Consider the following 20,717-nt stretch of genomic DNA (forward strand, 5'->3'; position numbering starts at 1 on the left):
TAAGCACTCTCCTTACCGTCTGGCAAAGTACCAGTCGGCCTCCTCCGTCCATAAGGAAACGCATTTGACCACCATCCAAATCATCAGCGCCATCGTCTTCGGGCTTGCGCTCATCCACACCTTCGCCGCCAAGTCGTTTGAAACATTGTCGCGGCGCCACCCCCGCCATGCGGGCCTGCTGCATTTGCTGGGCGAAGTGGAAGTCGTGTTCGGCTTCTGGGCCTTCATCCTGATCATCATCATGGCCTTTGTCTCGGGCGGCGATGCGGCCATCGAGTATGCCGAGTCGCGCCATTACACGGAGCCGCTGTTCGTCTTTGTCGTCATGGTCGTGGCTGCCTCGCGCCCCGTGCTCGACGCCGTGCAGCGCCTGTTGAAAGGCGTGGCGCGCGTGATGCCGCTGCGCACGGAACTGGCCCTCGTCTGGCTGGGCCTGGCGCTTGTGCCCCTGACGGGTTCGTTGATCACGGAACCGGCCGCCATGACCCTGGCCGCGCTGATGCTGGCACCGCAAATCTTCCGCCCGGGCATCCCTGAATGGCTGAAATACGGCGCGCTGGGCGTGCTGTTCGTCAACGTTTCCATCGGCGGCACGCTCACCTCGTACGCGGCGCCGCCCGTGCTGATGGTGGCCACCACGTGGAACTGGGATAGCGCCTACATGGCCAGCCATTTCGGCTGGAAGGCGGCCATCGCCGTCCTCGTCAACGCCACCGGCGTGAGCATTTTGCTGCGCAAATACCTGCACAGCAACACCTCCGACATCAAGCCGAAGGCCGGTGAAGTCGAAGCGCCAAAAGTGCCGCTGGCCGTCAGCCTGGTGCATATGATCGTGCTGGCCGGCGTCGTCGCCCTGGCGCACCATCCCGTGCTGTTCATCGGCCTGTTCCTGTTCTTCCTCGGCTTCGTGCAGGCGTATGAGCGCTATCAAAGCCCGCTGATCCTGAAAGAGGGTTTATTGGTCGGCTTCTTCCTCGGCGGCCTGGTGGTACTGGGCGGCATGCAGCAATGGTGGCTGCAGCCCATCGTTTCCAGCCTGAAACCGCTGGCCCTGTTCTTCGGCGCCCTGGGCTTGACGGCCATTACCGACAATGCGGCCCTCACTTACCTCGGTTCGCTGATCGTCGGCATGACGGACGAAGCGAAATACATGCTGATGGCCGGCGCCGTGGCCGGTGGCGGCTTGACCGTCATCGCCAATGCGCCGAACCCGGCCGGCGTGGCCCTGCTGCGCCGCGGCTTCAAGGATGAATCGATCGGCGCCGTCGGTTTGCTGGCCGGCGCCCTGCTGCCGACGGCTGTGGCGGGCCTGGCCTTCCTGGCCCTGTAAGCCTCATCACGGGGCGGCTGCCGGCCGCCCCTGCTGCCTTCAATTTCCCTCTTCAGTTTCCCTCATACACGAGGAAATGCAGCCGGTCATAGAACAGGCTGTAGGCATAGTCGAACGTGCCCACGCTGCGAAAACCCTTGTGCAGATACACTTGCAGCGCTTCGCTTTTTTCCCATACCGTCAAGGTGATGCGCGCACAGCCCTTGCGGCTGGCCAGGTCGCGGATTTCATGGAACATCTGCCGGAACAGGCCCTGCCCCCGGTATTTCTCGTCGATGGCCAGACTGCTGACGAAACAGTCGTCGGTGCGCGCATGCGCGAGCACGAATGCGTCATAGGCATCGTCGAGCGCCTTCATGTCGTCCCGGTAATACGAGACGGCGCCGCAAGCCTGGAACTCGGCCATCGTGGCGGCCGTGAAGAAGCCGATGAAACGCCCGTCTTCGTCATGCAGGCCGTGGATGTGCTGCAGATACGGGTCGATATTCTGCCGCCGCTGCAATTCGACGAACTGCAGATTGAGTTTATTGCCGAACGAGCAGTATTCGAGATAGCTGGTGGCAAACAGCAGTTTCGCCATGCGGTTCCTCGTCTCATCGCCCAGCAGTTCACCCGGCACCAGCTTGAGCGGCGCATGCGACAGCAGGCCCGCCTGCATCTCGTCGCCGGACGGGACGGCATCGCTGGCGGCCGGCATGCGGCTGCCGTGGCGGCCCACGGTCGGGCGCCAGAAATCGCCAGCGGCAATATGCCGCGAACGGTGGGCCAGCAGGTAGCGGCAAAATACGCCATTCACGCGATCGAGCTGCGGGTCGTCCGACAGCACCGAGTAATAGTGAAAATGGTCGATGTCCGCCCGCAGCTGGGCCGCATACGCCATGCGCGGCACTTCCTCGATATCGAACACATCGACGATGTCGGGCAGGCTCAAAGGATCGTCAAGCTGCCAGCCGATTTCGTCGAGCCTGGCGACGCAGCGCGCATACGCGCGCCGTTCCTCCTCACTGAGGGGAATGTGCACGTCGGTAATGATATCGTCCAGCAAGCGCATGCCGCGGATGCCGCCCGCCACCGCTTCCCGCGCACCGTCATACAGCACGCAATAGCGCTGGTAGAACTCGGCATGGCTGAGCAGGGTCACGCCCAGGTTTTTCTTCCATTCGGCATAGAACTGGCCAAACAGCTGCGCCTCGAATTGCGGGCAGGAACGAGGAATCCGCGCATCGATACCCGCATAGGCGATGTTCACATTGCGCTGGATCACACGCAGCGCGGCATCGTTCTTCTTGGCGATCAGCATGCCCGTTTCATCGAGAAACAGATTCATCCAGCTGACATGCTGGCGCTCTTCGCTGTCGCCATCCTTGCGCTGGAAATAATCGGGCACTTCCGGCTTCATCAGGAAAATCGTCGCCGGATTGTGCGGGATCGTATCGACATCCATATACATGCCGCCGTATTCGCACATGATGAGGATGCGGAAATAATCGGACAAGGTGGCGAAGTAGCGCTGCATATGCAGGGTATCGAGTACGCCGAAGCGGGCCGGCGCGAAATCCAGCGCCAGCGCGCGCAGCGAATTGATATGCAGGGTCGTGCCGCCGATGGCGTAGCGGCCTATCGTGTAGCGCCCGGCGCCGCCCGTGGGGCTGAAGCGCTCGTCATTACGCAGCTGCTGCGCATCCCACACCCACAGGATGGAGACGTACGGCGCGCCGCCGTTGTGCCGCACCGCTTCCAGCGCCGCGCCCCACTGCTGGATCGCTTCGGCTGCGATGGCCGGCAACGGTCCGCCCATCCAGATGCGGTGCAGGTAGCGCTCGTCGTCGCCGAGCGCGCGCGTGGGGATGCAGCTCAGCGACGAGCAGCTTGCTGCATTGAAATGGTTGAAATTCAGGGCGACGAAGCTGCGCAGGGCCGCGATGCCCGCCTGGTGCTCCACGGCCAGCTGTTCCAGGTCGCTGCCGGCCGGCCGGACATCGGCCAGGGTGATGTAGTCGAGTTTCAGCCGGTTGATGCGGAACTCGTATTCCAGGTTGAAGATCTTTGCTTGATCGTGTTTCGAGGCCAGGTCATCTATTTTCATGGGCGCACCATTTTCCGCAGGAGAGTGTCAATAAACTTCGCAGGAGGTAAAACAAGGTCGACAACATGCGCATCGCTGCGCCATCAGTGCCGGGCGAGCAGCACCTCGCTTTCCCGGCGCCCCGCCATGCCCCGCGTAAACAGCAGCAGGCAGGCGGCGATGACCACGATGACGGGGATATTGAGCAGCGCATACGTTTCCAGCGCATAGCCGAAACGCTGGCACAGCACGTTATAGAGCTGCAGCCAGGCGGACAGATAAATGCAGTACAACAAGCTCATGGCAGCCGTCGTCAAGGTCACCGATTCCTTGCTGGCCGTAATCGCGCTGCGTATCAGGGCGCCATTGAACAGGCCGAAGCCGATGGAATAGACAAACATGCAGGCGGCGAACACGTCGACGTGATGGCGGCCCGCGCCGGCGCCCAGCATGCCGGCGGCCGCGACCAGCCCGCCCAGGCGCAGCAGATGCACGAGGGGGAAGTCCTGGCGCAGGCGCTGGATGGCGATGCTGCTGAGGACAAAGCCCGACAAAATCACGCATTGCAGGGCGATATACGTGGCGTAGGAGGCGCCCATTTCCTGCAGCACGAAGATGGGCGAAAAGCCGATCCAGGCCGTCAGGGGCACGGTGGCCAGCCCGGCCGTGAACATGCCGAACATGAAGCGCTTGTTGCTGAAAATGGCCGCGTAGCTGCGCACGATGGCGCCCAGGTCCAGGCGCGTGACCCTGGCGGCCGCGCGCGGCATGGTCTTGAACAGGCCCAGCAAGGACAGCAGCGCCAGCAAGCCGGAGAGGAAAAAGACGTAGCGCCAGTCCAGCCGGCTGATGATGGCGCTGCCGAGGATGGGGCCGGCAAGGGGCGCGAGGATGGTGGTGCTCGACAGGATGCTGCTCAGCTTGACGGCAGCCATGTCATCGAACAGTTCATGGATCATGGCATAGCCGACGAAGATGAAGCAGCAGCCCATGCCCTGGATGAAACGCGCGGCGAGAAATTGCTCGATCGACGCGGCAAATGGCACGGCCAGCGTGGCCAGCAGGAACAAGGTATTGCCGGTCAGCACCAGCTTGCGTTTGCCGATGGTGTCGGCCAAAGGCCCCAGGAAAATCTGCAGGGAACTGCCGCCCAGCAGATACAGGCTCAGGGACAGGGGGACGAATTTTTCCTCCGCCTGGAACTCGCCGACGATGCCCAGCATGGCCGGCATGATCATGTCGTTGGACAGATAGATATTCAGTTCAAAGACGAGGAAAAACGCAAAAAACCACAGCAACTGCTTGGACTTGATGGACATGGCGCGTTCCGTAACGTGGGTGGCTGCCGTCAGTGCATATCTGCCGTCGGGGCATGGGACGGCAGACACGCTTCACACTGAAAACGTGTACCAATTGTATACCAGTTAGTATTTTTAGCGCCTGTTTTTGTGATTTTTAAATACCGCAGCAATACCAATTAGATAAACTCGATGGTGCTGCGGCATGTGGAATCTGTGCTGAAATGGGCGCGGCCAGCGCCCCGCCGCGCGGCAGCGGCCCTGAGGGGGAATGCAAGAACGATGCGTACCAGTGCCTGCGCGCCGTTGCGGCGCGCAGGCACGCCGGCTTACCGGCGGCGGTGGCTGGCGAAGAAATCGAGCAGCATCCTACTGGCGTCGGGCTTGGCCTTGTCGTTGAACGGCAGGCTGGCATCGCCGCCGCTCCACGCGTGCTCGAGGTGCTCGACCTGCGCCACGCGCAGCAGCACATCCTTGCCCACCTGATAGTCGTGCAGCCCATACGCATGGGCCGGATTGCGTCCGCCCGCCGCGCCGCCAGGCAGGCGCTGCGCCGTCACCACGGTATCAAACGGCAAGCGGTTCACGCGTACGCTCTGGCGGACCAGCTGCGTCTGGTTGATGGGCCGCACCACCTTGTCGGCCAACCCTTGCAGCAGGATGGTGGGCAAGCGGGGAAACGCGGGCTGGCGCGCCAGCACTTCATCGATGGCCGCGTCGGCACGGGCGGCAGCGCCATGCTGCATCACGCCCAGCGCGCCGATCAGGTTATGCCCGGCGCCAAACACGGGCCCGGAATGCAGGCCCAGCGCGGCGAACAGATGGGGATGGTTCAAGGCCACGATATGCGCCATGCCGGCGCCGGCGGAAATGCCGCAGATATAGATGCGCGCGCGGTCGATCGCATAGCGGGCCGCCACCTGCTCGATGGCGCCGACGATCAGGCGCACGTCGCCGCCGCCCTCCTGCGTCAGCTTGTCGTACCACTTCCAGCAGCGGCGCGCATGCGAGCGCAGCGATTGCTGCGGATACAGCACGGCATAACCCTTGCGTTCGGCCAGGCGGTTCATGCGCGTGCCTTCGGCAAACTGCGTGGCGCTCTGCTCGCAGCCGTGCAGCATCACCAGCAGCGGCCGGCCACGGCTGCGCATGGCGGCGCTGGGCGCCTTCTCGGGCAGGTACAGGAAATAGGGCAGGCGCCGGCCCGGCAACTGTCCCAGTTCCGGCAATGGCGCATAGTGGGCGGCCAGCCACTTGCCTGGCGGGGGCGGCGTTCGCTTGCGCACGCGCGGGGGCGACAGGGGCGTGGCAAAGGGCGCCAGCGAGGGCACGGCGTCGCTGGCGGGCCTGGCGCGCGGCGTCGGCCTGGTCTTGGCCACGGGCTTGCTGCGGGGCTTAGGTTTAGATTTAGGCGTGGGCTTGGCCGGCACGGGCCCGAACAGCACCTTAGCCAGCTTGGTCGCCGTGCGCTGCTGCGCCTTACCGGCGCGCAATAACCCGCGCAGCCATTTGGTGGCGGGCTTTACCATGGCAAGCGGCGCCCATGTCGTGGTGGAGCGTACCGCAAGTTCATCCCACTGCATCGTTGCATCGTCAGCATGTGCGGCCTCCTCTTTAGAACGCATAGAGTACCGCAATTGGCTGACCACACCGTACGCTTGCACACCGATAAAAGTGCCGCTGGCACCATTGAGGCAGATCAAGGGCGACTTGGTGCGCATGCGTAATCTGGATGTTCGATCAGCACTTCACGAGGAGAGAACACCATGAGCTATCTGGACCGCGACATCCTGGGCATGTACCGCAACCACGACGGCCCGGGGCCGGCCCTGATGGGGGCTGACACCCTGCTCGGCGACGATGTCTACAATCACAGCGGCGAGGAACTGGGCGACATCAAGGAAATCATGCTCGACATGCGCACCGGCCAGATCGCCTATGCCGTACTCTCCTTCGGCGGCATGCTGGGCATGGGCGACAAGCTGTTTGCCGTGCCCTGGGAACGCCTGACCCTGGACACCGTCAACAAGCGCTTCCTGCTCAACGTGGACAAAGACTTGCTGAAAGAGGCTCCCGGTTTCGACAAGAACAACTGGCCCGACATGGGCAGCGATGCCTGGAACCAGCAGATGGAAGCGTTCTATGGCAGCGGCATGCGCTACGGCAGCGGCGCCATGGCAGGCAGGCGCATGCCATCCGGCAGCGACCCGCGCAGCGGCGCCAGCCTGCAATCGGGCAGCGAAGGCAGCCTGACCGGCACCTCCATGAGCGGCAGCCGCGCTGGCACGGGCAGCAGCCAGGGCGACCTGGGCTCGCGTTCGGCGCTCGGCGACGATGAGTTCGATAAACATGGGTCGGGTAGGTCGGATTAGCGGCTAGCCGCGTAATCCGACACCACCAGCGACACCGATAACACCGTTGACACGGCACCACCGGTCGCGCCAACGATGTCGTCGGATTACGCGTGGCTTTGCCCCGCTAATCCGACCTACCGCTGCATCGACTCCCACACTTTCTGTAAACGCTTGGCAGAAACAGGCATCGGCGTGCGCAACTCCTGCGCAAACAGCGACACGCGCAGCTCTTCCAGCATCCAGCGGAAGTCGACCAGTTTCGGGTCCGTATTCTTGCCGGCCTGGCGGTCCTTGGCCTGACGCAGATACGGCGCGGCGGCCGATTGCCATTCGGCCATCAACTTGGTGTCGCGCGCGGGGTCGGCGCGCAGCTTTTCCAGGCGCACGTTGATCGCCTTCAGATAGCGGGGGAAATGCGCCAGTTGCGTGTACTCGTTTTCCGTCAGGAAGCGCTTATGCACGAGGCCTTGCAGCTGCGACTGGATATCGGCGGCGGCCGCTGCGGGAATATTCTGCAGGCGCTTGGGCAAGCCGTGGAATTCCGTCAGCACTTGCGACAGCAAGCGGGCGATTTCATTGACCAGCAAGACGAGACGCGACTTGCCCTCCGCCTGGCGTTTGGCAAACGAGGCGGCGTCCAGCGGCAGCGGATCTTGCAGGCAAGCGATGTCGAGCGCCTTGTTGATGATTTGCTCGCGCAACTCTTCCTGCGAACCGAGAGCCATGAATTGCATGCCCATCTGCTGAAGGCCGGGGATGCTTTTCTCGACGTACTTGATCTGTTCCTTCATTTGCAGCGCGAACAATCGGCGCAAACCCACCTTGTGCGTACGGGCGGCTACGGTCGGATCATCGAACACTTCCAGGTCGCAATGCGTACCCTTGTCGACCAGGGCGGGGAAACCGATCAGGGTCAGCTTGCCTTGCACGATTTCGAGCAACTCCGGCAACTCGCCAAAGGTCCAGCCCGTCAAGCCCATGTGCTGCGAGACGGTGGCATTCGGGGACGCCGGCGCTGCAGCGGCAGCCACTCCCTTGGCCGGCGCGCCGCCCTTGCCTGTTGCCGCGTTGGCGGCGGCGCCCTGGGCTTGCGCCTGCAGCCGCGATGCCACTTGCGCGCCCGCCACCTTGGCACCGGGCGTGCCCGTGCCGGAAACGCCCGACACTTCAGCCAGCTTCTGGAAACTCTGGCGCGCCTGGCCGCCGAATTCCGCCTGCAGGGTGGCCAGGTTGCGGCCCATGTCGAGCTGGCGGCCATGCTCGTCGATCACCTTGAAATTCATGAAGTGATGGGCAGGCAGGGTTTCCGGCTTGAAGTCCGTCGTCAGCACATTGATCGTGATCTGCGTGCGGATGTCGGCGATGATGGCGTCGATCAGGTCGCCGCGGCCAAACACGCCCGCCTCATGCACGCGCTCGCAGAACTTGGCCGCGTAATCGGGCAGCGGCACGCAGTGGCGGCGCAGCTTTTGCGGCAGGGATTTGAGCAGCAGATGCACTTTTTCCTTCAGCATGCCCGGCACCAGCCATTCGCAGCGCTCGCGCGGCAACTGGTTCAAAGCATACAGCGGCACGCTCAAGGTCACGCCATCGCGCACGCTGCCCGGCTCGAAGTGGTACGTCAGGCCCATTTCCAGGCCCGTCACGGACATGGTCTTCGGGAACAGGTCCGTCGTCACGCCGGCCGCCTCGTGGCGCATCAGCTCTTCGCGGTTCAAATACAGCAGCTTCGGGTTTTCGCGCGTGGCTTCCTTGTGCCATTTCTCGAAACCGGCGCCATTGCACACGTCCGCCGGCAGCAGCTTGTCGTAGAAGGCGGCGATCAGTTCATCGTCGACCAGCACGTCCAGGCGGCGCGATTTGTGTTCCAGGTTTTCGATATCCTTGATCAGCTTGTGGTTGTGCGCAAAGAACGGCGCGCGCGTGTCGAAGTCGCCGCCCACGAGGGCGTCGCGGATAAAGATTTCGCGCGCTTCCGGCAAGTTGAAATTGCCGTAATTGATGCGGCGCTGGCTGTACACCACCAGGCCATAAAGAGTAGCCCGTTCGGACGCCGTCACCTGCGCCGAGCGTTTTTCCCAGCGCGGTTCGCCCCAGGATTTCTTCAGCAAGTGTACGCCGACTTTTTCCAGCCATTCGGGCTGGATCTGCGCCACGCAGCGCGCGTACAAACGCGTCGTGTCGACCAGTTCGGCCGCCATGATCCACTTGCCCGGCTTTTTCAACAGCGAGGAACCGGGCCAGATATGGAACTTGATGCCGCGCGCACCCAGGTAGCCGGCGCCCGGTTCATCTTCGCCCTTGAAACCGATATTGCCCAGCAAGCCGGTCAGCAAGGCCATATGCAGGTTGTCATAGGTGGCCGGCGCCTCATTCAATCGCCAGCCCTGCTCCTTGACGATGGTCAGCAGCTGAGAATGCACGTCGCGCCATTCGCGCAAGCGCATCTGCGACAGGAAATTCGTGCGGCAATTATCCTGCAACTGGCGGTTGGTTTTCTTGTGCTCGATGGCGGACTCGAACCAGCGCCAGATTTTCAGGTAACTGAGGAATTCCGACTTTTCATCGGCGAATTTCTTGTGCGCCTCGTCAGCCGCCTGCTGGTGTTCCATCGGACGGTCGCGCGGGTCTTGCACGGACAGGGCCGAGGCGACGATCAGCACTTCCGTCAAACACGCGTTATCGAGCGCGGCCAGGATCATGCGGCCCACGCGCGGGTCCAGCGGCAGCTTGGCCAGCTTGTTGCCCAGCGGCGTGAGCTTGTTCACTTCATCGACGGCGCCGAGTTCCTGCAGCAACTGGTAGCCATCAGCCACCGCGCGCGCCAGCGGCGGCTCGATGAAGGGGAAGGTTTCCACGTCCGTCAGGTGCAACGATTTCATGCGCAGGATGACGGCCGCCAAGGAGGAGCGCAGGATTTCCGGCTCCGTGAATTTGGGCCGCAGCAGATAATCCTGCTCTTCGTACAGGCGGATGCAGACGCCGTCGGCCACGCGGCCGCAACGGCCGGCGCGCTGGTTGGCGGCCGACTGGGCGATCGGCTCGACCTGCAGCTGCTCGACCTTGTTGCGATAGCTGTAGCGTTTCACGCGGGCCAGGCCCGCATCGACCACGTAGCGGATGCCGGGCACCGTCAGCGAGGTTTCCGCCACGTTGGTGGCCAGCACGATGCGGCGCGCGTTGCTGGTTTTAAAGACGCGCTCCTGCTCTTCGGCCGACAAACGGGCGAACAGGGGCAGGATTTCCACGTGCGGCGGATGGTGCTTGCGCAGCGCTTCGGCGCAGTCGCGGATTTCGCGCTCGCCCGGCAAGAACACCAGCACGTCACCCGAGCCGATGCGGCACAGTTCTTCCACGCCATCGACGACGGCATCCATCAAGTCGCGCTTTTCGCGCGCGGCGGCCGTGCGCTGGCCCGGCTTGTCGGCGTTCGCGCCCGAACCAGGCATGGCTACCTGCTCGCGCTCCACGGGGCGGTAGCGCACTTCCACCTGGTACAGACGGCCCGACACTTCGATCACGGGCGCCGGTTTTTCCGGCGTGCCGAAATGGCGCGAGAAGCGTTCCGCATCGATGGTGGCCGAGGTGATGATGATTTTCAGGTCCGGCCTGCGCGGCAGCAGCTGTTTCAGATAACCGAGCAGGAAATCGATGTTCAGGCTGCGTTCGTGCGCCTCATCGATGATGATGGTGTCGTAATTTTTCAACAACGGATCGGTCTGCGTCTCGGCCAGCAAGATACCGTCCGTCATCAGCTTGACGGACGCGCCACGGCTCAGGGTATCGGTAAAGCGGACCTTGAAACCCACCGTTTCGCCCAGCGGCGTACCAAGCTCCTGCGCGATGCGCTTGGCCGTCGAGGAAGCGGCGATACGCCTCGGCTGCGTGTGGCCGATCATGCCCTTCTGGCCGCGTCCCAGCTCCAGGCAAATCTTCGGCAACTGGGTCGTCTTGCCGGAACCCGTCTCGCCCGAAACGATGATCACCTGGTTTTCCATCAGGGCCTTGGCGATTTCCGCGCGCCGGCCCGAGACGGGCAAGTCTTCCGGATACGTAATCGGCGGCAGCGGATTGCGGAAAGCCTTTTCCGCCTCGCGCGCGGCGCGGGCCGCATCGCGGGCTTCGCGGCTTTCCTGCCCCTCGCGCGGCGGGCGCGCGGCCTGGGGCTTGCCCTCTCCCGATCGCTGCTGCTGTTGCTGTTTCTGCTGCTCCGCGCGCGGCGGCTGCTGCCTTTGCTGGCTCACGGGCGGGCGCTGGCGGCCCTGCGCAGGCGTGGCGGCAGGCGCGGAAATATCCCCGCTGGCGGGCACATTTGCAACGTTGGAAGGAGGGGAAGACTTATTGCTGGCTGAAGACATTGTTTTTTACAGGTATTTTAAGCGCGCACATCGCGCAGCGAATTATAATGCGCTTAATGGAAAACCCTACCCAATTCGTCCAATGGCTGCGCTCAGTCGCGCCTTACATCCACGCCTTTCGCGGCAAGACCTTCGTGGTCGCCTTCCCCGGTGAACTCGTCAGCGCCGGGGCGCTGCAGGTGCTGGCCCATGATTTGTCCCTGCTGCATGCGCTGGACATCAATGTCACCGTGGTCTACGGCTCGCGGCCGCAGGTGGCGGAACAACTGGCCCTGCGTAACGTCGAAGGCCGCTTCCACAACGGCGTGCGCATCACGGATATCGCCGCGCTGGAATGCGCGAAGGAAGCCGCCGGCGAGCTGCGCCTCGATATCGAGGCCGCGTTCAGCCAGGGCTTGCCGAACACGCCCATGTCGCATGCTGCCATCCGTATCATTTCCGGCAACTTCATCACGGCGCGCCCGCTGGGCGTGATCGATGGCGTGGACCTGGAACTGACGGGCATCACGCGCAAGGTCGACGCCGAAACCATCCATTCCATCCTCGGTTCGGACGGCCTGGTGCTGCTGTCGCCGTTGGGCTTTTCGCCGACGGGCGAAGCATTCAATCTCACAATGGAAGACGTAGCGTGCAGCGCCGCCATCGCCCTGCACGCGGACAAGCTGATTTTCATCACGGAAACACCGATGATGGAAGACGCCACGGGCGTGGAAATCCGCGAACTGTCGTCGCACCAGGCCGAAGCCGTGCTGATGGCGGGCTTCCTGCCCGACGCGACGGCGTTTTACCTGAAACATTGCGTCAAGGCATGCCATAACGGCGTCGAACGCTCGCACATCGTGCCGTTCTCGATGGATGGTTCGGCCCTGCTGGAATTGTTTACCCATGATGGCGTGGGCACCATGATCAGCCATGAAAACCTGGAAAGCCTGCGCCAGGCCACCATCGAAGACGTGGGCGGCATCATCAAACTGATCGAACCGCTGGAAGCGGACGGCACGTTAGTGAAGCGGGGCCGCGAGCTGATCGAACGCGAAATCGATTATTTCTCCGTCATCGAGCATGATGGCGTGATCTTCGGCTGCGCCGCCCTGTACCCGTTCCCCGCGCAAAAAATGGCGGAAATGGCATGTTTGACGGTCAACCCGGAAGTGCAAGCCCAGGGCGACGGCGAGCGCATCCTGAAACACATGGAAAACCGCGCCCGTGCCGCCGGCCTGAACAAGCTGTTCGTGCTGACCACGCGCACCTCGCACTGGTTCAAGAAACGCGGCTTCGTGCCGGCCACGGTCGACGATTTGCCGAAGGATCGCCAGCATATGTATAACTGGCAACGTAAATCCCAAGTGCTCATCAAGACACTGTAAAACTGAAAAAGCCCGGCATGCCGGGCTTTTTCTTTACTGAAACACCTTTACTGAAACACCTTTACTGAAACACCATTACTTGATGTTCAGCGGCGCAAACGATTTGACCAGGTCGTCCAGCGCCTTCAATTGCGCCAGGAATGGCTCCAGCTGATCCAGCGGCAAGGCGCTGGGGCCGTCGCAGCGGGCGTTGTCGGGGTCAGGATGGGCTTCCAGGAACAGGCCGGCGATGCCGACGGCCAGGCCGGCGCGGGCCAGGTCCGCCACTTGCTGGCGGCGGCCGCCCGAAGCGGCGCCACCGGGATCGCGCTGCTGCAGCGCATGCGTGACGTCGAAGATGATCGGCAAGTCGTCGCAGGTTTTCTTCATCACGCCAAAGCCCAGCATGTCGACCACCAGGTTGTCGTAGCCGAGGCAGGTGCCGCGGTCGCACAGGATCAGTTGATCGTTGCCCGCTTCCTTGAATTTCTCGACAATATTGGCCATCTGGCCAGGGCTGAGGAATTGCGGCTTCTTGATGTTGATGACTTTGCCCGTTTTCGCCAGGGCCACGACGAGATCCGTCTGGCGCGCGAGGAAAGCAGGCAATTGCAGCACGTCAACCACTTCGGCCACCTGCTGCGCCTGCCATGGCTCATGCACGTCGGTAATCACGGGCACGCCGAACGCCGCCTTGACGTCCTGGAAGATGCGCATGCCCTCTTCCAGGCCCGGGCCGCGGTAGGAATGGATCGACGAGCGGTTGGCCTTGTCGAAGCTGGCCTTGAACACATATGGAATACCCAGTTTTTGCGTCACGCGCACATATTCTTCGCAGGCGCGCATGGCGAGATCGCGCGATTCGAGCACGTTGATGCCGCCAAACAGCGCGAAGCTGCCGGTATTGCTGACATCGATGCCATGGACTTTCACTGAGGTCATAGGGATTCCATCTTGGTTAATTACTACTACTTGGTTGGAAGGGGCGCAGCCAGCGGCTGGCGCGATAAGGCATCTTACTAGCTAGGGCGGCGCAGATCAAATTTGATCCAGCGCAAGGGCGCGGCAAACGGCGTGTCGCCAGGCCGCGACGGCTCCGCGAGGGCTGGCGCAAAGTGCCTTATAATCACGCTTTATCTCTACACTGATTCAGGAGCACAGATGGCCCGCACGATCCACTGCATCAAACTCAACAAGGAAGCCGAAGGACTGGATTTCCCGCCGTACCCGGGCGAACTGGGCAAGAAGATTTACGAATCCGTGTCGAAAGAAGCCTGGGCTGCCTGGCTCAAGCACCAGACCATGCTGGTCAATGAAAACCGGCTGAACCTGGCCGACGCGCGCGCCCGCAAATACCTGGCCACGCAGATGGAAAAACATTTCTTCGGCGATGGCGCCGATGCGGCCATGGGCTATGTCCCGCCGACCGAGTAAGTTTTTCCGTATTCCCGCCCGTGGCCACCGCGCCGCGGGTAGTTTTCCCTTGATTCTCCCCTCCCCCTTTCACGCCGCCTGACGCTGTTTCACGGCTGCCCTTTCCCGTTTCGTCGCACACGGCTCGCCGCCCATGCCGCCGGCTGGCACAGTACGTCCATCGACAACCTCACTCCAAGGCGGACACCATGTTGCAGCAAATCTTCAGCCACACTCCCCTCTACGTCTGGGCCATCCTGGGTTTTCTCGTCTACCGCGGCGTGCTGGCCAGCCGGGCGCGTGAAGTGAGCTTGCGCAAGCTGTGCATCATTCCCCTGGTCATGCTGGCCCTGTCCCTGAGCGGCGTGTACGGCAGTTTCGGCCTAGCTGGCGTGGCGCCGTTCGCCTGGGGCGCCGGCGCGCTGGCTGGCGCGGCGCTGGCGTGGAGGCTGGCCGATGCGCGCAAGATAGCCGCCATTCCCGCGCGCGGCAGCGTGCAGCGCCCCGGCAGCTGGGTGCCCATGATCTTGATGATGAGCATTTTCTGCATGAAATATGCGGTCGCCGTGACCCTGGCCATCGCCCCGGCCTATGCCCATGCGACCAGCTTCATCGTACCTGTCTGCCTCGCCTATGGCTGCTTCAGCGGCATCTTCCTCGGCGGCTTGCTGCGTACCGTGGCCGTGTACCGCAAGGCGCAAATGACAAGCGGCCCGCAAGGGGCCGCCATGTAACACAGGTGCACACGCCGGCGAACGCCGGCTATCATCTTAGTACGCCAGGGTACGCACGCCTTCCGGCATGCCCAGCAGGCAGACATTGGCGCCGCGCACGGCGAACAGGCCGACGGCGATGACGCCGACGATCTGGTTGATCTGCTGTTCCAGTGCCACCGGATCGGCAATTTTCAAGCCCAGCACGTCGATGATTTCGCCGCCATTGTCGGTAATGAACGCTTCCGTGCTGCCGGCCTTCAGGCGCAGGCGGGGCGTGCCGCCCAGCGCAGCCAGCTGGCGCGATACAGCAGCGCGCGCCATCGGCACCACTTCCACCGGCAACGGGAAGGTGCCCAGAGTTTCCACCAGCTTGGAGCCGTCGGCGATGCAGACGAACTGTTTCGCGACGGAAGCAACGATCTTTTCACGCGTCAATGCCGCGCCGCCGCCCTTGATCATGGCGCCGCTGGCCGTGATTTCATCGGCGCCGTCGATGTAGACGGCGATCGACTCGACATCGTTCAGGTCGAAGACGGGAATGCCATGGCCAGCCAGGCGCGCGGCCGTCGCTTCGGACGAGGCGACCGTGCCCTTGATGGTGTCCTTGATCTTGGCCAGTTCATCGATGAAAAAATTGGCGGTGGAACCGGTGCCGACGCCGATGATTTCACCTTTTACTACGTAGTCGATGGCGGCGCGGGCTACGGCTTGCTTCAATTCGTCTTGGGTCATGGCATTCAGGCTAAAGTGAGGAATGGCGCTATTTTAACGGATTGCCAGCCTGGCCAGCCGGCCAGCATGCCCGGCGATGCGACTCAATACAACAGGCAAGCGGGAAAACTTTGCCCTAGGGCAATCGCGCACCCAAATACACTCTATGCCCTCTAAAATATGCGAAAATGGCACGATAGTCCGATATGACGTTTCAGGAATAGCACATGAATCACAGTAAACAGGTACTTGTTGTCGATGACAGCCGGGTTTCACGTTTGATGTCGCATCAATTCATCCTCAGCAAACATGCCGACTGGCAAGTGATTGAGGCGGCGACGGGTGAGGAAGCCCTGGAAAAAGTCAAGACCGTCAACCCTGTGCTGATACTACTGGATGTCAACATGCCCGGCATGGGCGGCATGGCGGCGGCAGAACAATTGCGCGTGCTGTGCCCGCAGACACACATCATTCTCGTCACGGCCAATGTGCAGAACGCCACCCGCAACCGCGCCAGCGAACTGGGCGTGGGCTTCATGGAAAAACCGATCACGGAAACGCGCATCCACCAGTTGATCGAATCACTGGGACTGTGAGCATGGTCAATCTTTCCGAACTCGAGAACGACGCCCTGGTAGAGATATTCAACATCGGGGTGGGCCATGCGGCGGCGGCCATGAGCGAGATCGTGAATGAAGAAGTCACAATGTCGGTGCCGTCGATCACCTTCCTGAACCGTGCCGACGCGGCAGCCTTGCTCGGCAGCAAGAAGGATGGCGAACGCATCTGCGGCGTCAGCCAGCATTACGATGGCGCTTTCGCCACCGAAGCCATTCTGATGTTCCCGGAAGACAAAAGCCTGGAAATCGTGCGCCTGATGGTGGGCGACGCCATGCCGCTGCAGGAACTGACGGAGATGGAACAGGAAGCGATGAGCGAGATCGGCAACATCATCCTCAATTCCTGCGTCGGAACCCTGGCCAACCTGTTCGACAGCGAACTGCATGGCTCGCTGCCCCTGTACCACGTGGGCACCAGCGCGGAAATCCTCTCCTCGTTCGGCGGCCAGGATGACGAAGCCGTCGTGCTGATGCTGCATATCGACTTCGTGCTGTCCAAGCACCAGATCCACGGTTATGTGGCATTCGTGCTCGACCTGTCCGCCTTGCACGACCTGAAACAGCAAGTCAGCCGCTACCTGGCCAAGGTGCTGGGACAGGCGTGACGATCATGCCGGATGTCTTGCATCGACTCGCCCTGCTCGAGAGCATACTCGGCGCCGTCAACCTGGGCGCCATCGTGCTCGATGAGCAGCATCGCATCGTGCTGTGGAATAAGTGGATGGCGCGCCACTCGGCTTGCCAGGCCGACGCCGTGCTGGGCCAGGATTTCTTCGCCGTCTTTCCGGAACTGCGGCACAAGCGCATGGATTCGGCCATCACCCAGGCACTGCGCGACAATTTCCAGTCGCTGCTGTCGCAAACCCTGCACAAGGCGCCGTTTGCGCTGTACACGCATGGCGCTGCCACGGGCGGCAGCGACGGCGAGGAACGCATGCAGCAAGCCATCGCCGTCACGCCGATCAACCTGCCCGGCTCGCCACGCCATTGCCTGATCCAGATCAATGATGTCACCATCGCCGTGGGGCGCGAAAAGCTGCTGCGCGAACAGACCATGGTCTTGCGCTCGCAAACCTTTTCCGACGGCTTGACGGGCATCGCCAACCGCCGCCATTTCGACGTGGCGATCGAGAAGGAAATGCGGCGCGCCATGCGCACCAGCAGTCCGCTGTCGCTGCTGATGATCGATATCGACCATTTCAAGGATTACAACGACCATTACGGCCACCAGCAGGGCGACGATTGCCTGATCCGCGTGGCAGCCGAACTGGCCGCCATGCTGCAGCGCCCCACCGACCTGCTGGCCCGCTATGGCGGCGAAGAGTTTGCCGCCATCCTGCCCGACACGGACGCGGCGCAGGCGCTGCGCATGGCTGAGGCGATCCGCCAGCACGCGGCCGAGCTGCGCATTCCGCATGCCAAGACGGGCAATGACGTCAAGCACATCACAGTGAGTATCGGCATCGCCACGCAGCAGCCGCAGCAGCCGCTGGCCATCTCCGCCCTGATCGGCGCGGCCGACCGCGCCCTGTACCTGGCCAAGCGCGCCGGACGCAACCGCGTGATGGTGCAGCCGCTGTAAAAAAAGCAACATCGGAGAAAGGATTCCAGTAGACATCTTTACGGCGTGTGCGTAGACTCGTCATTGCTTGCAGCAACAATAACAAGAATTTATCTGTGGTATCTATCCCTGCGCATGGCCCCACCATGCGGGACATGGCCAGGAGCGCTTGTGAATCTCGATCCTCCCCTCAGATCAGGCTTGCCGGGTGCCGGCATGGATACGACCATGGTGAACGGCATGCGCCTGCTGCTGTCGAGCGCCACCCTGCTGACCCTGTTCATCGACCCCGAAAGCGCCGGCAAGCTGACCAAGATCACCTGGCTGATCTTTTCCGCGTACACCATGCACAGCCTGCTGCTCTACGTGCTGGCCCTGCTGGGCCTCAGCCTGCCCCAGGACATCTTGCTGTACTGGCTCGACGTGGCCTGGTATGCGCTGATCGTGTTTTCCACCAGCAGCCACAACAATTTATTCTTCCTGTTTTTTTTCTTTGCCATCCTGACATCGTCGTTCCAGCGGGGCTTCGAGGAAGGCGCGCGCGTCACCCTGGCCTCGGCCGGCCTGTTCGCCGCCACCGCCCTGTTCGGCGAAACGGATGCGGAACTGTCGCGCCTGCTGCTGCGCACCACCTTCCTGCTGGCGCTCGGCTACATGATCGCCTACTGGGGTGGTTCGGCCATCACCCAGCGCAGCCACCTGGCGCTGCTGCGCGATGTCAGCCAGCTGTCCAATCCCCGCTTCGGCGTCGACCAGACCATCACCTCGGTGCTGGAAAAAACCCGCAGTTATTTCAACGGCCGCAGTTGCCTGCTGATCATGCAGGACAAGGGCACGCGGGTCTGGTCCCTGCGCAGCGTGATTCACACGGGCACGGGCGTCGTGCATACCAGCTCGCTCCTCAGCGACGACGCGGCCAGCCCCCTGCTCGCTTTCCCGCACGATAAAATCGCGCTGTACAACCAGCCCGCCGGCCCCTGGCTGCCATGGATAGGCGGCGCGCGCATGCTCGAGCCAAACAGCGGACGCTGGCTGCGGCATGACGACGCGGCGGGCGCCCGCCTGGCCGAACTGCTCGAAGCGCACGCTTTCATCAGCGCGCCGCTGCCCCTGCGCAATGGCAAAGGCCGGATCTTTATCGTGTCCGCCACCAGCATGAGCAAGACGGACGCCCTGTTTCTCAGCCATATCGGCGCGCAGGCGTTTCCCGTCATTGAAAACATCAACCTGCTCGACCGCCTGGCGTCGCAGGCGGCCTCGCGCGAACGCGAAAAGATCGCGCGCGACCTGCATGACACGGCCGTGCAGCCGTATATCGGCTTGCGCCACGGCCTGGCCGCCCTGCGCAACGAAGCCACGCCGGGCAACCCGCTGCTGCCGGAACTGGAAAAGCTGATCATCATGTCGGGCCAGGTGATCACCGACCTGCGCAGCTACGCGCGCACGTTCAAGAATGGCCAGGTGCAAAGCGAGCCGGAACTGCTGGTCGCGCTGCGCCGCCAGGCCACGCAGATCCGCGAATTCTATGGCATCGACATCGCCCTGCATATCGAAGGCGACCTGCACATCAACGACCGCCTGGCGGCCGAGGTGTTCCAGATCGTCAACGAAGGCATGAGCAATATCCGCAAGCATACGTCGGCGCGCCACGGCGCCGTCAAGCTGACCTGCGTGCAGGGCGCGCTGCACATCAGCATCGACAACGAATGCGCCGCCGCGCACGTCCCCGATTTCCTGCCCGACTCGCTGGCCGAGCGCGCCGCCGCCCTCGGCGGCACGGCCCGCGTCACGCATGGCATGCTGGGCAACACCTCCGTCCAGATCGAGATCCCCATATGAATGACGTACGCCACATGCCACCGGCCAGCCATGTCATCAGCGTCATGCTGGTCGATGATCACAAGACCATGCTGTGGGGCCTGGAGCGCCTGATCGGCGGCGAGCACTCCGGCATGCGCGTGGTCGCCACGGCGTCCGACGGCACCGAGGCGCTGGAGCAGGCGAAGGCGCTGCAACCGGACGTGATCGTGCTGGACCTGGACCTGGGCGGCATCAGTTCGCTGGCCATCCTGCCCGCGCTGGCGCAATGCGGCGGCACGCGCGTGCTGGTGCTGACGGCCAGCCACGACCAGGCCATCCTGGACCAGACGGTACTGAAAGGCGCACGCGGCATCGTCAGCAAGGACGCGCCGGCGGAGATGGTGTTGAAGGCCATCGAAAAGGTGTACCAGGGCGAGCTGTGGCTGGAACACGCGATGCTGGGACGCATGCTGACGCAGTTGACCCAGCCCGGCGGCGGCTCGGCGCACGCCATCGCCATCGCCAGCCTGACCCTCAAGGAAAGAAAGATCATCGCCGCGCTGGTGCACGGCAGCGGCACGCCGGCCAAGCTGCTGGCGGACCAGCTGTTCATCTCCGAACACACCTTGCGCAATCACCTGACATCGATCTACCGCAAGCTGGGCGTGTACAACCGCCTGGAACTGTACGCCTACGCCACCAAGCACCAGCTGGGCCAATTGCCGCCCGGCGCCTGACACCACTGTCCTCCTGCACGGCCACTGCACGGCCGCGCATTCCCTCCCTCCCTCCCATCGCCAAGCAGCGGCGCGGCATGCGCTCCTGCGCTCCTGCGCGCGCCAGACTCGACCATGACAATTGTCACGAAAAAAACGAGCAGTTCCTCCTTGCAATAAAAGGATGTTCTTCTGATGTAGATCAAGGTGCCGACTTCTATAGTGGATTTACCGGAGTGCAAATCACCGCGCGGCCCACCACGACACGGAGCACAGCATGCGCCTTGACAAGTTTCTTCCGACGGCCCTGATCACCTATTTACAGGGCAAGGAAAAGGCTGCGTTCTACCGCTATGCCCTAGTGGCGGCCCTCATGGCGGTGGTCTGCATCATCGGATTGCTGGCACTGGGCGAAAGTCCATGAGCGCG

17 protein-coding genes are annotated in these 20,717 nt (G+C 62.6%); 11 read left to right on the forward strand and 6 right to left on the reverse strand.

Annotation, left to right across the window (positions count from 1 at the left end):
- Positions 1-64 precede the first annotated feature (64 nt).
- Complete coding sequence (locus O3297_RS14805; protein WP_070260408.1) at positions 65-1,330, forward strand: putative Na+/H+ antiporter; 1,266 nt, start codon at positions 65-67, stop codon at positions 1,328-1,330.
- 52 nt (positions 1,331-1,382) lie between these two features.
- Here O3297_RS14805 and O3297_RS14810 read toward each other — a convergent pair whose 3' ends face one another.
- The 3 genes from O3297_RS14810 to O3297_RS14820 all read right to left on the reverse strand — a co-directional run bounded on the left by O3297_RS14810 (position 1,383) and on the right by O3297_RS14820 (position 6,222).
- Positions 1,383-3,416: a GNAT family N-acetyltransferase gene (locus O3297_RS14810; protein ID WP_305049037.1), complete on the reverse strand. Its 2,034-nt coding sequence runs from the start codon at positions 3,414-3,416 to the stop codon at positions 1,383-1,385.
- Between the two features lie 83 nt (positions 3,417-3,499).
- Positions 3,500-4,714, reverse strand: coding sequence for an MFS transporter (locus O3297_RS14815; RefSeq protein WP_305049038.1), 1,215 nt, complete (start codon positions 4,712-4,714; stop codon positions 3,500-3,502).
- A 308-nt stretch (positions 4,715-5,022) separates the two neighbouring features.
- Positions 5,023-6,222, reverse strand: a complete 1,200-nt coding sequence (locus tag O3297_RS14820; RefSeq protein ID WP_305049039.1) for a PHB depolymerase family esterase — start codon at positions 6,220-6,222, stop codon at positions 5,023-5,025.
- A gap of 237 nt (positions 6,223-6,459) precedes the next feature.
- Here O3297_RS14820 and O3297_RS14825 point away from each other — a divergent pair, with 237 nt between their 5' ends.
- On the forward strand, positions 6,460-7,065 hold the full coding sequence (locus O3297_RS14825) for a PRC-barrel domain-containing protein (protein ID WP_305049040.1): 606 nt from the start codon (positions 6,460-6,462) through the stop codon (positions 7,063-7,065).
- Between the two features lie 116 nt (positions 7,066-7,181).
- Here O3297_RS14825 and hrpA read toward each other — a convergent pair whose 3' ends face one another.
- Entirely contained in the window at positions 7,182-11,405 is a 4,224-nt protein-coding gene (hrpA, locus tag O3297_RS14830; RefSeq protein ID WP_305049041.1) for an ATP-dependent RNA helicase HrpA, read from the reverse strand.
- Between the two features lie 56 nt (positions 11,406-11,461).
- Between hrpA and argA the strand changes: the two genes are divergently transcribed.
- Positions 11,462-12,772, forward strand: coding sequence for an amino-acid N-acetyltransferase (gene argA, locus O3297_RS14835; protein WP_046685875.1), 1,311 nt, complete (start codon positions 11,462-11,464; stop codon positions 12,770-12,772).
- A 75-nt stretch (positions 12,773-12,847) separates the two neighbouring features.
- On the opposite strand, the gene kdsA is transcribed toward argA, so the two are convergent.
- Complete coding sequence (gene kdsA / locus O3297_RS14840; protein WP_034750794.1) at positions 12,848-13,693, reverse strand: 3-deoxy-8-phosphooctulonate synthase; 846 nt, start codon at positions 13,691-13,693, stop codon at positions 12,848-12,850.
- A 219-nt stretch (positions 13,694-13,912) separates the two neighbouring features.
- Here kdsA and O3297_RS14845 point away from each other — a divergent pair, with 219 nt between their 5' ends.
- Together O3297_RS14845 and O3297_RS14850 are read left to right on the forward strand one after the other, a co-directional pair.
- Positions 13,913-14,185 (forward strand): oxidative damage protection protein, encoded by a 273-nt coding sequence (locus O3297_RS14845; protein ID WP_034750797.1) that lies wholly within the window; start codon positions 13,913-13,915, stop codon positions 14,183-14,185.
- 188 nt (positions 14,186-14,373) lie between these two features.
- Complete coding sequence (locus tag O3297_RS14850) at positions 14,374-14,898, forward strand: DUF6622 family protein (RefSeq protein WP_305049042.1); 525 nt, start codon at positions 14,374-14,376, stop codon at positions 14,896-14,898.
- A 36-nt stretch (positions 14,899-14,934) separates the two neighbouring features.
- On the opposite strand, the gene rpiA is transcribed toward O3297_RS14850, so the two are convergent.
- Positions 14,935-15,612, reverse strand: coding sequence for a ribose-5-phosphate isomerase RpiA (rpiA, locus tag O3297_RS14855; RefSeq protein ID WP_305049043.1), 678 nt, complete (start codon positions 15,610-15,612; stop codon positions 14,935-14,937).
- Between the two features lie 206 nt (positions 15,613-15,818).
- On the opposite strand from rpiA, the gene O3297_RS14860 reads away from it, so the two are divergent.
- The 6 genes from O3297_RS14860 (at position 15,819) to O3297_RS14885 (ending at position 20,712) form a co-directional block, all read left to right on the forward strand.
- Positions 15,819-16,187: a response regulator gene (locus tag O3297_RS14860; protein ID WP_034786991.1), complete on the forward strand. Its 369-nt coding sequence runs from the start codon at positions 15,819-15,821 to the stop codon at positions 16,185-16,187.
- A 2-nt stretch (positions 16,188-16,189) separates the two neighbouring features.
- On the forward strand, positions 16,190-16,816 hold the full coding sequence (locus O3297_RS14865) for a chemotaxis protein CheC (protein WP_034786994.1): 627 nt from the start codon (positions 16,190-16,192) through the stop codon (positions 16,814-16,816).
- Positions 16,817-16,821: 5 nt separating this feature from the next.
- Positions 16,822-17,793 (forward strand): sensor domain-containing diguanylate cyclase, encoded by a 972-nt coding sequence (locus tag O3297_RS14870; protein ID WP_070281254.1) that lies wholly within the window; start codon positions 16,822-16,824, stop codon positions 17,791-17,793.
- A gap of 150 nt (positions 17,794-17,943) precedes the next feature.
- A complete protein-coding gene (locus O3297_RS14875; protein ID WP_170846325.1) occupies positions 17,944-19,611 on the forward strand; it encodes a sensor histidine kinase in 1,668 nt (555 codons plus the stop codon).
- Positions 19,608-20,309 (forward strand): response regulator transcription factor, encoded by a 702-nt coding sequence (locus O3297_RS14880; protein WP_240317720.1) that lies wholly within the window; start codon positions 19,608-19,610, stop codon positions 20,307-20,309. The genes O3297_RS14875 and O3297_RS14880 overlap by 4 nt, the downstream gene beginning before the upstream one ends.
- Positions 20,310-20,565: 256 nt before the next feature.
- Positions 20,566-20,712 carry a hypothetical protein gene (locus O3297_RS14885; RefSeq protein ID WP_157814672.1) on the forward strand — a complete coding sequence of 49 codons (147 nt, stop codon included), beginning with the start codon at positions 20,566-20,568 and terminating at the stop codon, positions 20,710-20,712.
- Positions 20,713-20,717: the final 5 nt, after the last annotated feature.

This window comes from Janthinobacterium sp. SUN128, assembly GCF_030587275.1.
Classification (GTDB): Bacteria; Pseudomonadota; Gammaproteobacteria; order Burkholderiales; family Burkholderiaceae_D; genus Janthinobacterium; species Janthinobacterium lividum.